A 12,238-nucleotide genomic window follows, 5' to 3' on the forward strand; every position below is an offset into this window, starting at 1 on the left:
GAGAAGCGTTGAAAGACAAAGGGATACGCGCCTGCATCCCCGGGCGAAAGCAGCGAAAGACGCCTGTCGAGTACGACAAGCGCAGATACAATCGGCGAAACCGCATTGAGATTATGATTGGCAGGCTTAGGGATTGGAGGCGCGTGGCGACACGCTGTGACCGTTGTCCCAAGGTCTTCCTATCAGCCATCGCACTCGCGGCAACCGTAATTTACTGGTTATGGGTCCTGACCCCAGGTCGTTTTACGATTGTTGCCATTGCCCAAATCTCCTGTGTTGGAGATATCTTTTCCGTTCAAGTGCAGCGGAGGCGCAGCGGACACAGTTTCATGCGCAGCATAGCAAGAGGTGCTAGTCGCGTAAGACCTTGATACACTGCGGGGAAAGGATGGTGGGTGATGAGAGACTCGAACTCCCACAACTTCACCACAACAGCCTTATTTTTATGATGCTTAATGGTCGCTGCCTTAAAGACGATGTACCATTGCGATGTACTCGTTGTCAAAGACCGTCCGTCAAGACGACGACAGCAGGTCAAAGAAGTCTTCCTGTTTAGCGCTGATCTCCCCCAATATTTTGTCTTTGGTTCTTGGGCTTCTAAACATCTGATAGTGAGCAATCGCTTTTGGCTGACTGCAGGCGTTGGCAACACGACGAATGGCGTCTTCAACCAATTCTCTTGCGGCATCTCCACTCGGCAGTACCGCGTTTTGTCTTTTCACATGAAGTAACTTGCAGGCATAAAAAACGAACCAATAACCGTATACAAGATACTGGTGCTGATGTTTATGCCCGTTTTCCGGTGACGACCCAAACTCAGAAATATAGGCATCGCGCATTGCCTCAATAAGTCGATAAATCTCGAATAGTCGTATTAACTCATCTATGTTTTGTCTTTCGTGGAAAATGGCATTGAAACGAGTGTCAAAGATGGAATCGGATTCTGACATTGCTTTGTCTGGCTCGTGTAGTTCAAACGCCAGAAAAATCGCCCAAGCTTTAAGGCGTCAATCCTCTTCTCTACCGGAGCATCAATGTGCATGTTCTTCTTTCGCTCGAAGAAGTACCCGCGCTCTTTGAGCGCTAGTGGTCGAGGCCTGCAATGACCGACCCGTTCGTGGCACAGCGGCTTGATTTCCTCGCTCACCATATCGGCCTTCAAAGCGTGCCCCTACGCCTGCTTTCGCGGCAGTGCAGTTGACACCATTGCATTTAATAAGTTGGGGTAGACCCCTGCTGTTTCGCCGACTTATTTGACAGATAATTACCGTTGCAAATGATAGCCTACATCATAACATTAAGCGTTCAGCGAAACGGATCAAACTTGCCGCTGGGTAACTTCAACTACTGGAAACGGCGATTCAGAACAGGCTCATTGGACCTTGGTTTGGTCATATGCCGGGCGAGGCGCATAAAGGGACGCTCTATAGTATAGAAAAAGATAGTTGCTATCGGCACAGCAGCGACAAGGGTTATCGCGCAGACAATTGGCACAACCAGTATTGGTTTTTCCGTGAGTTCTGCAGCCTGTCTAGTGAGATCCGTCTTGTAAATTAAAAACGGGTGCATCAAATAAAGACTATAGCTTATCTTTCCAAGAAATTCGGTAAATCTATTAACCAAGAAGCTTACGGGATAGAGCGCTTGGGATAGGGCGAGGCATGCAAACCCAATCCCCCATCCTAGAATGAAAATTAAGGAAATTGGATTCGTTGAAGCGTCTGGGTGAGGTCCATACAGAAACGCCACTGATAAGACACCCAAACCTATGACCAGGGCGGCCAGCCCGATCTCTCGCTCCCAGCTACCCTCGATCCTATGGAAAATACTCCATGCCAACAGACCAAGTGCAAAGTATGGGGCATTGGTAAGAAAGTTGTGCCAATAGTACCCGTATGGAACCTCGGTGGAACCGTGAAGATTCAAAATTCCCCATCCGATACATGACGCCACAAACAGGATGAGAGCACCCGACATGTTTCGCCAGATCCAGAAGAATGGGAAGAGTAGGTAGAAGATCGCTTCAACACCCAGTGACCACCCCGCAGGTACGAGACTGTTTTGTTCTTCGGGAACAAAACCGAATGTGAATGTGAGGTTCCTTATGATTGTATCGAATTCTGGCCAGGGTCCCTTGCGATGCCAGAGGAACAGCATGAAAAAGAACAACGGAGCAATCCGCAGAAAGCGCCGCACCGCATATTTCCAACCACTACGGATCGTCACTCCATTGGGATAGGCAAGTGACATAGAGAAGGCGCTGATTATGAAAAACAACGGAACTCCCATGGTCAAGTAGTTCACATGCCACCCGAAAAACTCGACCCCGAGCGGGTGAATATACACCGCATGTAGGCAAACCACTCCAGTCGCGGCAATACCGCGCAGAGCATCAAGGCCATGAGCCCGTTGTTTTCCCGCTTCGATCGACATGTCCTGCTAATACGATCCACTCGAGTAGGTAACGTCAGCACAAGTGCTTAGCCGCTTGCAAACGATTAATTCTGGCGGCGCTAGTTTCATCAACTTACTGGAAGGCTTTCGTGTGCGGGCGGCTAGCACGTTACAAGTAGTCATCGCATCCCATACCCCAGCACAGCTGTTTCAACAAGATCGAAATAGTCTCGATGCATCGTAACCAAACAGAATTCCCCGATCAGCCTCTCGGCCAGAGCATCCGCAATCCAGTTGGAAGTCCTACGTTGCGGTAAGGCTGAACCCTTCCAGTTATATCTCTGGTGAACTTGCTGAATGGCTGGAAGATCAGGAAATGGATCATGTCCGAGGGGCACCATACTATCCGCAAACTCAGGGAAAGATCGAGCGCTGGCACCAGACCTTGAAGAACCGCATCTTGCTGGAAAACTACTACCTGCCCGGTGATCTCATGCAGCAGATCGATGCTTTCGTCGATCACTACAACCACCGGCGCTATCACGAGAGCCTGCAAAACCTCACCCCGGTCGATGTCTACTTCGAGCGCGGCCACACCATTCTGAAACAACGAGAAAGGATCAAACGGAAGACAATCGAAACCCGGCGCTTGCTCCACCGCAAATCCGCCGCATAATCAAACCAAACAGATGCGCCAGATCCTCTCTTAGCTCAGGCGGCCATCTGTCCCAAAATCCCTGACGACGGGCAAGCACCGCAAGCATCGGGTAGCCGGGCTGTCCCTCTGCCGGAATTAGTTTGACAAGCTCAGCGCGGTGCCGTGCGTTATCTCTCGCTTCTTCTAAGGTAAGTACCTTCACTTCGATCTTCAATTTCGGACCTGATATACGGGGTAAATGTACAGATTGAGCAATCGAGTGTTGATCAGAGTGACGAGCTTGCCGCAGGTATTGCATTACCTCGTTATGCTTCCTTCGGTTTTTCACAAGCGCATACCAGGCTTTCGCATGAAAGGATGCTTTTGTACTCTGCTCAAATTTGGAAAAGAAAGAGTTTGAACTCATGAGGAAGCTAATCCAGCTTCCATAAGCATCGAAATTGCCGTAGTTGGCTACCATTTCTTTGACGTCTTGCTTTGCGAACCGAAGTCTTTTTTCAGCAGCAGCATATCCATCTAAGAGTTTTTGTTTTTGGTCGTCTGAAAGCGGCATTGCAGGTGACAAAAATATCTATGAACGTCAAAGTGATCGTCGCAAAAAACAAACAATAAAAGAAAGCAATTTCAAAGCCCCCACTTCGCCAAAGCCTTCTCTGCCGCCGCTGGGTCTTTCCTGATCCGTAGAATAGTTTGACGCGTAAGTGCCATTGCATTCGAGATTTCCGACGCACCTGCACCTTTTGACAGCATGTCCATAACCCTTGTGAGCGTTTCCCTGTCGTAGCTGGGTTTCTTGCCACGGTACTTGGTTTCATCATGACGCGCAGCCTCTATACCTGCCTTCTGGGCCTCCTTTGTGGCTTCAGCCTGAGCTTGAGCAGTGGCAGCCATAAAGGCTATCAGAGCGTCCCTCACGGCTTCTTGCATGGGGTCTGTTGTTGCCCCGTCAAACGTGAGGTTGTTGATCACCGTGCGCACGACTACTCCCTGCCTCATGAAGTGCCTGACCGTGTCGGTCACGTCTTGGTAGTTACGACCCAAGCGATCTACCCAGCGGACCACTAGCGTGTCACCGTGGCGCAACTTATCGTACAGCCGCTTCCCCTCAGGTCTGTCTTGCAGCGTAGTGCTGACACCCGAAACCCCGTGGTCGGATACCACCTCGTCGATCTCAAACCCAGCAGCCTCAGCTTGCGCCCGTTGATGGTCAAGCGTCTGGTCAGCAGTCGAAACTCGTGCGTATAGGATAGTCTTGCTCATGTCGCCTTCGTGTCCGTTTAGGTGCTGTACGTTGATAGGAATGTACGATTAAAGAAGTCAACCCTTACGGACAGTCTTTTTGGGGTGCTGTAGGTGTACTTTGAGGTATACCCTTACGGACAAAGCGATAAATGCGCTTACCTGAGTCAAGTTGTCGCGACGATTTCAGAGACACATTCGCTATTGATTAGGGCAAGGCGTTCTATGCCAACTGGCATGAGTTCGTTTCCTTGCGCAGTTCAAACGAAAGAGGACTTCGCAAATGAAAGCTTACACCGCATCCTTCGTTCTTTTCCATACGACGCTGGTCGTACGTTCTAACGTTCCGTTGCTTATGCCAAAGGTCGAAGCGACAAACGCAGAGTTGCTGTTTGACCTTGGTTTGGTGCAGTTGTTTGTGACGAGGGGACGCGCCCCAGCAGTCTAAGTATTCGCTTGGGAAGGCGTGGCAATTGACTGCGCCTTACCAGCCCGTCGAAGACCCGGTATGGGGGTATTATCGATTAATACGATATATGGATAAGGCTCTCAGATTTTTGCGATATTTTTTGCTTGGTTGACTAATGTCAGCTCTTTCACTGATTGCGCTAGCGTCAATCTCGTCGTGGTGATCAAACTTCAAGCTGCCTTCAGCAAACATAGCTTGAGCTATGAGGATGTGGATAATGGGTCTTTCCTCCACCACGAGGACGACCCAAGCTTCAGCAATAGCTTAAGCTACCTAAGCAAAATAGCTTCAGATGTATCCCCAGATGCCCCCCTTACCCCCCAAAGCTGAAAGCTGAAAGAACGGTAAGGGAGGTCTGGCGACTAACATCGAAGCTACAGCTTCAGATTGTAGTTGCCCCAGAGAGGCCCCCACAGAAACGATTATTCTGTAATGGTGGCACCTAAACCGAAGTAACCTAATGACGCGCTGAGAGACTCTGGAGCGCTCGCTAAAGGCTCTAGGCTATATACCCAGCTGAAGCGCACGAAAGGTCACTCAGTGACTCGCTCAGCGGCTCTAGCGGGGCAGGAATGAAGGAAGCTTACGCATCTCCGTCGCCAACCCTGGTAGCATTGCGTCGCTCTTGCCATACCCTTCAGCTGACCGCCCAGTTGATCGTCCTGTGATGTATGTCTTTGCGCTGTCCGAGATACCCGCCCTCAATGCCAAGTCTTCGAACAGATGTCTCCACCCATGGTTGGGTGCTAGGTCTTTTCTTTTAAGCCCAAGCTTACCTCGTACCCACCCAGCTACGTTTCCTTGTGATCGCCGGGGGAACAATCTTTGAGTGGGGGTGCCGCTGTGCGCCTGAACAAACTGGATCAATCCCTCAGCTATGAGGTCAGGGTGTACGGGAACAGTCCTCTTGCTGTGTTGGTTCTTCAGTGTTTTCCCGCCCTTCGTCGTGATCCGGTAGAACCAGTCGTCAGCGGACTGGAAGAAGTCATCGGGCCTTAGCTGCGCAACCTCTTCAATCCTAGCGCCCGAGTAGGCGCACATCCACGGCAACCATCTAAGCTCCGGCTTCGTCTCACGCCTCGCCCCTTTAAGGACCAACTTCGCCTCACTCAACCGATACGTCCGATCAGCGCTGTTGACGCCCTGTCGCTGCGGTAGCTCAACTAGTTCCAAGGGGTTGCCGTCGGGGAAAAGACTACCGAGGGCATGACGACGCGCCCACTCCACAACCGTCCTTACGTTCTGCAAACGCTGGGCTATCGTCGAGTTAGACAGCTTTCCCTCATTCAGCATTGACCACTTCCAGTCGTCTGCCTGTTGCGCTGTCAGAGTGTCCACTCGTTTGCTCTTTCGGTGCTTCGCAAACTCGTCAGCGGCTCTTCGAAACTTTCGCTCTGCACTGGAGGACATGGGCTTTGCATCTCTGCCTGCGGATCGGCGACGTACTTCCTCGTCAATTACTTCGTCAAACGTAACTCCACCGCGCTCATCGTGAACACCCGGGTGTTGTTTGGGTTTTGGCTCGTAATTTGGGTACTTCTTGAGAGTATCTATTTCAGAGTAGTCACCCGTCGCCCTTGCAAAGCTCACCCGGCTGACATCCTCCATGGCCACAGCAATGCGTCGAATGAGACGGTTGCGAGACTCGTTGTCAACGATCAGACCTCGCCTAGCCAACTGAGCATCTGCTAACTCGCCAAATCGATGCTCCATGTCTGTAACCTTGGTCGAAGGTGTAGGGACCGCCAAGGAATTGCTCTTGCCCTCCCTAGCGTTGGCATCCAGTTTTGCCACCTGCTTCCACACCTCAGGTGATCCGGGTTCTTCTTCAAGTACCTGAAGGAACGTTGCGACGACTTCGCCAGCTAACGCAACTGTGTCCTTATGACTTAGGCTAGTTGAGCCAGAGCGTAGTGTATCCCAGTAGGTCTCTAACGCAGCATATGCTGTTGCAAAGCGTTTCTTTGCTTCTGGCCAGTCTTTCGTCCTCAATGAAACTTTGGCGTGGGTCGTAAGCTTTACCCGACAGTCCCTATCGCCGACAGGTAGAACAACTGTGGTACCTGCAGCTTGGTTGACTACGTCTCTAGGGACATGGACACGTAAATAGTAAGTCGATCTGATCAGAACAGGCTTAGGCATTGCGAATCTCATCGTGTACCACCTCTATGTACTAGTTGAGGCAGCGCAAGGCCCTGAATATCAGGAACATTAGCGAGATCAATAAGTTGGGATGGTGGGTGATGAGAGACTCGAACTCCCGACATCTTCGGTGTAAACGAAGCGCTCTACCAACTGTTGCACAGACGCTCCGCTGTCTGAGCTAATCACCCGTGACGGATTGTGCGTGTTTTCCCAAAGCATCAACTGCGGTTTTCTCAGGTGAACCCTCGTGGTTCGAGTACGACACTTACTGTAACGGAATCAGAGGTCAAGTCGTTACATGTACGGGTAGAGGGGTTTGGGGCAGGTCCGACAACGGTTACTTGAGACGTCTCAATCTCAGCCGTGCGCTGAATTGTAAACCTTTACCGACTGGAAGATCCTGATGCTTCAACAGAATCTTTAACTTAGCCGTTCCATTTATCCGTAGAAGTTCACATCGGATCGATATTGACGGGTCACTGATCATCCAAACCGTTTGCTCGTCGGATCATTGTAACCAACTCTTCTACCTTTTCATTTAGGTCAAGAGTATCTAGTTTGGCGGTTTTCTCACACACCAAGGTCGCAGCCTTTACCTTGTCGCCATCTTTGTGAACATATGGGTCAGTTTGAGCAGCCTCATCTGACTGGTCCAAATTGATTGTTAGTGCATCGTCGGCCTGCGATCCATTGATATGATGGTTTCGGGCGCTGGCGGGCGATAGCCCAGTGCACTGTGGGGCCGCTTTGTGTTGTAGTGTCTCCTCCATTGTTCGATCAGAATTTGAGCTTCGCGCAGGCTGTAGAAGATCTCACTGTTGAGCAACTCGTCCCTGAACCGACCATTGAAACTTTCACAGTATCCGTTCTCCCAAGGGCTCCCAGGTTCGATGTAAGCCGTCTTGGCGCCAACTGCGGCGATCCAGTCTCGGACGGCTTGGGCAACAAATTCCGGTCCATTGTCAGAACGTATGAAACTCGGCGCGCCGCGAAGTATGAACAGATCCGTCAGGGCATCGATCACATCGACCGAGTTCAGCTTGCGCTTCACTTTAATCGCCAGGCATTCCCGACTGTACTCATCAAGGATGTTCAGCGTCCGAAAAGCTTTGCCATCATCGGTTCGGCAATGAACGAAGTCATAGCTCCATACATGATTGCGATACTCCGGCCTCAGCCGGACACATGATCCGTCATTCAGCCAGAGCCGTCCTTTCTTCGGTTGTTTCACTGGCACTGAGCAGCCCCTCTCGTCGCCAAAGCCGTTCAATTCGCCCATCGCTGACAGACCATCCAGCCTCTCGCAGTAGTGCAGCGATCCTGCGATAGCCATATCGGCCGTATTGACGGGTCAGCTCAATCATGTCGGCCACCAATCGGTCTTCGTCTGCGCGACCTTGTGGTACACGCCGTTGCGTGGACCGGTGTTGTCCAAGCACGCGGCAGGCGCGTCGCTCAGATACTTTGAGCTGGCTGCGGACATGATCGATGCAGGCACGACGACGAGCGGGGCTCAATAGTTTCCCTTGGCCGCCTCCGTGAGGATCAGTTTGTCCAACGTCAGGTCAGACACCGCGCGTCGCAGCCGCTCGTTCTCTTTCTGAAGCCGCTTCAGTTCCTTCAACTGATCCACACCCATTCCGCCGTACTTCTTTCGCCAGCGGTAGTAGGTTTGTTCAACAACGCCGATCTGCCTGATCGCATCAAGACGGGACATCCCTTGCCCCATCAGAACTTCAACCTGCCGTAACTTCGAGACAATCTCTTCGGGCCTCGGTCGCTTGTTTGCCATTCGTAGTCCTCCGTTTCCTAAACATAACGGTGGACCCGTTCAGTTGGGGAGGCTCAACCCAACATCGGTTTTATCGACGTTGGCGGTTTGTTATGACGCGGAAAATTAGCCGATGGTTGCGAGGCCAGCCGTTCAGAACATAGTCCGGAAACAACCGCAATGCGCAACGAAGCAACAGTTCGCTGCAACCGCAAAGAGTACCCTTTGATATTGAAGAGTTTAGGGCTTCTAAATGCTGGAAACGACTTACAGGGCTATGGGAAGCTCAAGTGTAACGCTTGCTCCTTTTTCGACTTGGTTGATTGCAACCACTCCTCCATGGCGTTTTGCCACCGCTGAGACAATTGACAATCCAAGGCCGCTGCCTTCCGAGTACTCTAGCTGCGAAAACCGACTGAATGCTGCTTCGCTTTGGGCGGGTGAAAGACCAGTTCCGTCATCGGCCACAGTAAGATTGACATTTCCTCCGTCACAGAAGAGCACAATTGAAATTCGGCTCAACTTAGCGCCACCATGCTTAACTGCATTGTCCAGCAGGTTTTTGATGGCCTCAGTCAAAAATACCCGATCCCCTGTTACCATGATTGCAGACTCCGGCATCGTGACCTCAAAATCGATCCCATTTGCCAGAATGTGTACGCCCATCTCTGCACAAGCTTCTTCCACGACCAAGCGGAAATCAATCTTTTCCATCTGATCCTGATGCGTAGGTTGCCGCAGCCGTTCCAGTGATAACAGCTGTTCCGCCACAGTGGCCGAGTTCTTTGCTGCTGCCACAAGCTCGACAATGCGTTTGTCCCTGTCTTCATCCGTTTTTGCATCTCGCAGCGCCTCGGCCATGGACTGGACTGCGGCTGCTGGATTTCGCAGTTGATGCGCAGCTTCTGAGATAAACACTTGATGGGCGTTAATACTGTCTTCGACCTGCCCAAACAGCCGGTTCAGGGTCTGAACAATGCCACGGACTTCGGTCGGGACCGGGCGTTTTATCTTGCTGAGGTCGTCGGGCGAACGCAGGTCAATGGCGTCCTGCAAATCCAGCAACGGTCGCAGGCCGCGCGCAACGCCGAACCAGACGACAAAGCCAAGGGTGGCCATTAGGATGCCCATCAGTATAGCTGCTCGGATCGACAATTCATTGGCAAACGCGTTGCGATCCGCGATGCGTTGCCATGCGGTGACCGTCGCATCTCCTACAAGGTTATCCAGAGTGACCCGTTCGGTCATTTTCAATACGCGCACCGGCTCGTTACGATAGACCGCTTCGAAAAACTGGGGTTGGTAAACGTCCTGTTTTGTCGGGTTTGCCGAGGCAGGTGGATATGCGTAACCGGTTACGTAGATACCGCCGGGTCCGGTCACGTGGTAAAAAATCTCTCCCCCCGATGCATCGCGGATTAAGCTGCGGGTGGTGGGCGATAAAGCATCGCCGTCTGACACCGCCACATCGCGCGAGATCGCCAGACCAGCAGATAACAGGCTGTCGTCAAAAAGCTCTTGCGCCGTTTCCCGGGCAACCGTGTAGCGCCAATATCCAAGCAGAATCGCGAGCAACACCAAGGGCGTCAGGATCAGAATGAACAGCCTAAGCCGGAGCGAACCATGCCTGATCACTTCTGCACCTCAAGCAGATACCCAAGACCGCGGGCGGTTTTGATCCTAATGCCAAGGTTCTGAAGGCGTTTGCGCAATCGCGATACATGAGGTTCAACGGCAGAGTCTTCGACATCCGCACCCACGCCATAGACATAGTCAGTCAGCTGGCCCTTGGGGACAATTCTGCCGCGCCGTTCCAGCAGGCATTCAAGCACAGCCATTTCTCGGCGTGGCACGTCAAGCACCTGTCCCTTTACGCTGACCTGCCGCGCGGTGCGGTCAAATTCCAGTTCTCCGATGGTCTCTTGCGAGCCGTAATCCAGTTGCTTGCGACGAGACAGGGCGCGGATGCGCGCCTCGAGCTCGTCCATCTCGAAAGGTTTGACCAGGTAGTCGTCAGCGCCCATATCCAGACCAGACACTCGGTCACTGGTCTCGGTGCGCGCGGTCAGCAGAATAACCGGGGCGCTGTCACCCCGGTTGCGCAACGACCGCAAGATTTCAAGCCCTGACCGACCCGGAAGGTTGATGTCCAGAACGATCAGGTCCGCGCCTTCCTGCTCTAGATACAGATCGGCTGCATCGCCATCTGTCAGTACATCAGCAGCATGGCCCCGATCCCGCAAGCGATAGGCAATGGCGTTGGCGAGGGTCTCATTATCCTCGACGATGACGATCCGCATTCGGGCTCCTGCAAGTTTCGCGCAAGGTTGGCGTTCCATGATTGCCAGATGGGAGGGGGAATCAACCCCACAGTTCTATTTGCGATCACGGTGGCGCGGAGGGCGCCGACGTGGTTGTCTGGTCAACAGGGAGGAACCAATGGCCATTTCCAACTTCACCCGTCGCGCCGTCGTGGGGCTGATCGCCGCCGCCGGTATCGCAGCACCCGCCGCAGCCGAGGTCGATTTCTCGGGCAAGACCATTGAATGGGTCATCCCGTTCTCGGAAACCGGCGGGTCTGCCAAATGGGCCAACTTCTTTGCGCCGCTTCTGTCCGAGGCGCTGCCGGGTCAACCGACAGTGGTGGTGAAATTTATGCCGGGCGCGGGTTCGACCAAGGGTGCGAACTGGTTTCAGGAGCAAAGCCATGATGACGGTACGCTGCTGTTCGGCACCTCGGGTTCAACTCAATTCCCGTATCTGCTGAACGATCCGCGCGTGCGTTATGAATATAACGACTGGATTCCGGTTATGGCATCGGGAACCGGTGGCGTCGCCTATCTGAACGCTGAGGATGGCGCAAAGTTTGATGGCTCCGCAAACGCGTTGAAAGACACCAACTTCATCTACGGCTCGCAGGGTGCAACCCGGTTGGATTTGGTGCCGCTGTTGGCTTGGCAGATGCTGGGTATGAATGTTGAGCCTGTCTTTGGCATCAAAGGCCGTGGAGACGGACGCCTGATGTTCGAACGTGGAGAGGCCAACATCGATTATCAAACCTCCTCGGGCTATCTGGGCGGTTCGGCGCCGCTGGTCGAGGCTGGTCAGGCCGTGCCGATGATGACATGGGGTGCCTTGGATGCAGACGGCAACATCGTGCGCGATCCGACATTTCCGGATATCCCGACTTTCAAAGAGGTCTGCGAGGCCACCGATGGCTGTGAAACCAGCGGTGAAGCATGGGACGCATGGAAAGCCTTCTTCGTGGCGGGCTTCCCAGTTCAGAAACTGGCCTTCCTGCCCGGTGACACGCCACAAGAGGTCGTCGATGCCTACACCGCGGCGTTCCAAGCTGTAACCGAGCGTGGTGACTTTGCAGACATTTCGTCCAAACGCGTAGGCAAGTATCCGGTGTTCGTCGGCGACGGCTCAAAAGCTGCGCTGCAAACCGCGACCAATGTGGATGACAATGCCAAGCAATATGTCCTGAACTGGCTGAAGGAAGCCTATGGTGTCGAGTTGAACTAAGCCGACACGTCGTCGCGCGCCCAACGAAGGGCGC

The 12,238-nt window shown here is 52.8% G+C and carries 8 protein-coding genes and 3 pseudogenes; 3 read left to right on the plus strand and 8 right to left on the minus strand.

Features of this window, described 5'->3' with window-relative positions; translation table 11 throughout:
- Window positions 1-221 (plus strand): annotated as a pseudogene (locus ACR0A2_RS06350) (transposase); the annotation flags it as partial.
- A 294-nt stretch (window positions 222-515) separates the two neighbouring features.
- Here ACR0A2_RS06350 and ACR0A2_RS06355 read toward each other — a convergent pair.
- Entirely contained in the window at window positions 516-950 is a 435-nt protein-coding gene (locus ACR0A2_RS06355; protein WP_480834493.1) for a hypothetical protein, read from the minus strand.
- Between the two features lie 394 nt (window positions 951-1,344).
- Window positions 1,345-2,433 (minus strand): acyltransferase family protein, encoded by a 1,089-nt coding sequence (locus tag ACR0A2_RS06360; RefSeq protein WP_480834495.1) that lies wholly within the window; start codon window positions 2,431-2,433, stop codon window positions 1,345-1,347.
- Window positions 2,434-2,716: 283 nt separating this feature from the next.
- On the opposite strand from ACR0A2_RS06360, the pseudogene ACR0A2_RS06365 reads away from it, so the two are divergent.
- Window positions 2,717-3,070, plus strand: a pseudogene (locus tag ACR0A2_RS06365) (integrase core domain-containing protein); the annotation flags it as partial.
- On the opposite strand, the gene ACR0A2_RS06370 reads toward ACR0A2_RS06365, so the two are convergent.
- From ACR0A2_RS06370 to ACR0A2_RS06395, 6 genes and pseudogenes are all read right to left on the minus strand, one after another.
- Window positions 3,015-3,605: a hypothetical protein gene (locus tag ACR0A2_RS06370; protein WP_480834497.1), complete on the minus strand. Its 591-nt coding sequence runs from the start codon at window positions 3,603-3,605 to the stop codon at window positions 3,015-3,017. The pseudogene ACR0A2_RS06365 and the gene ACR0A2_RS06370 sit on opposite strands and share 56 nt — an antisense overlap.
- A 71-nt stretch (window positions 3,606-3,676) precedes the next feature.
- Window positions 3,677-4,312, minus strand: a complete 636-nt coding sequence (locus ACR0A2_RS06375) for a recombinase family protein (protein ID WP_480834499.1) — start codon at window positions 4,310-4,312, stop codon at window positions 3,677-3,679.
- Between the two features lie 1,006 nt (window positions 4,313-5,318).
- Entirely contained in the window at window positions 5,319-6,914 is a 1,596-nt protein-coding gene (locus ACR0A2_RS06380) for a hypothetical protein (protein WP_480834501.1), read from the minus strand.
- Window positions 6,915-7,569: 655 nt separating this feature from the next.
- Window positions 7,570-8,697: pseudogene (locus tag ACR0A2_RS06385) on the minus strand (IS3 family transposase).
- Between the two features lie 246 nt (window positions 8,698-8,943).
- Window positions 8,944-10,311, minus strand: a complete 1,368-nt coding sequence (locus tag ACR0A2_RS06390; RefSeq protein ID WP_480834503.1) for a sensor histidine kinase — start codon at window positions 10,309-10,311, stop codon at window positions 8,944-8,946.
- Entirely contained in the window at window positions 10,308-10,976 is a 669-nt protein-coding gene (locus tag ACR0A2_RS06395; protein ID WP_171118947.1) for a response regulator transcription factor, read from the minus strand. The genes ACR0A2_RS06390 and ACR0A2_RS06395 overlap by 4 nt, the downstream gene beginning before the upstream one ends.
- A 139-nt stretch (window positions 10,977-11,115) precedes the next feature.
- On the opposite strand from ACR0A2_RS06395, the gene ACR0A2_RS06400 reads away from it, so the two are divergent.
- On the plus strand, window positions 11,116-12,204 hold the full coding sequence (locus tag ACR0A2_RS06400; protein WP_171118945.1) for a type 2 periplasmic-binding domain-containing protein: 1,089 nt from the start codon (window positions 11,116-11,118) through the stop codon (window positions 12,202-12,204).
- Window positions 12,205-12,238 lie beyond the last annotated feature (34 nt).

This window comes from Ruegeria sp. H8 (assembly GCF_056532905.1).

Coding starts and splice junctions, on each gene's coding strand:
- ACR0A2_RS06370 (WP_480834497.1), bottom strand. CDS start 3,605: ATGCCGCTTTCAGACGACCAAAAACAAAAACTCTTAGATGGATATGCT.
- ACR0A2_RS06400 (WP_171118945.1), top strand. CDS start 11,116: ATGGCCATTTCCAACTTCACCCGTCGCGCCGTCGTGGGGCTGATCGCC.
- ACR0A2_RS06395 (WP_171118947.1), bottom strand. CDS start 10,976: ATGCGGATCGTCATCGTCGAGGATAATGAGACCCTCGCCAACGCCATT.
- ACR0A2_RS06355 (WP_480834493.1), bottom strand. CDS start 950: ATGTCAGAATCCGATTCCATCTTTGACACTCGTTTCAATGCCATTTTC.
- ACR0A2_RS06380 (WP_480834501.1), bottom strand. CDS start 6,914: ATGAGATTCGCAATGCCTAAGCCTGTTCTGATCAGATCGACTTACTAT.
- ACR0A2_RS06360 (WP_480834495.1), bottom strand. CDS start 2,433: ATGTCGATCGAAGCGGGAAAACAACGGGCTCATGGCCTTGATGCTCTG.
- ACR0A2_RS06375 (WP_480834499.1), bottom strand. CDS start 4,312: ATGAGCAAGACTATCCTATACGCACGAGTTTCGACTGCTGACCAGACG.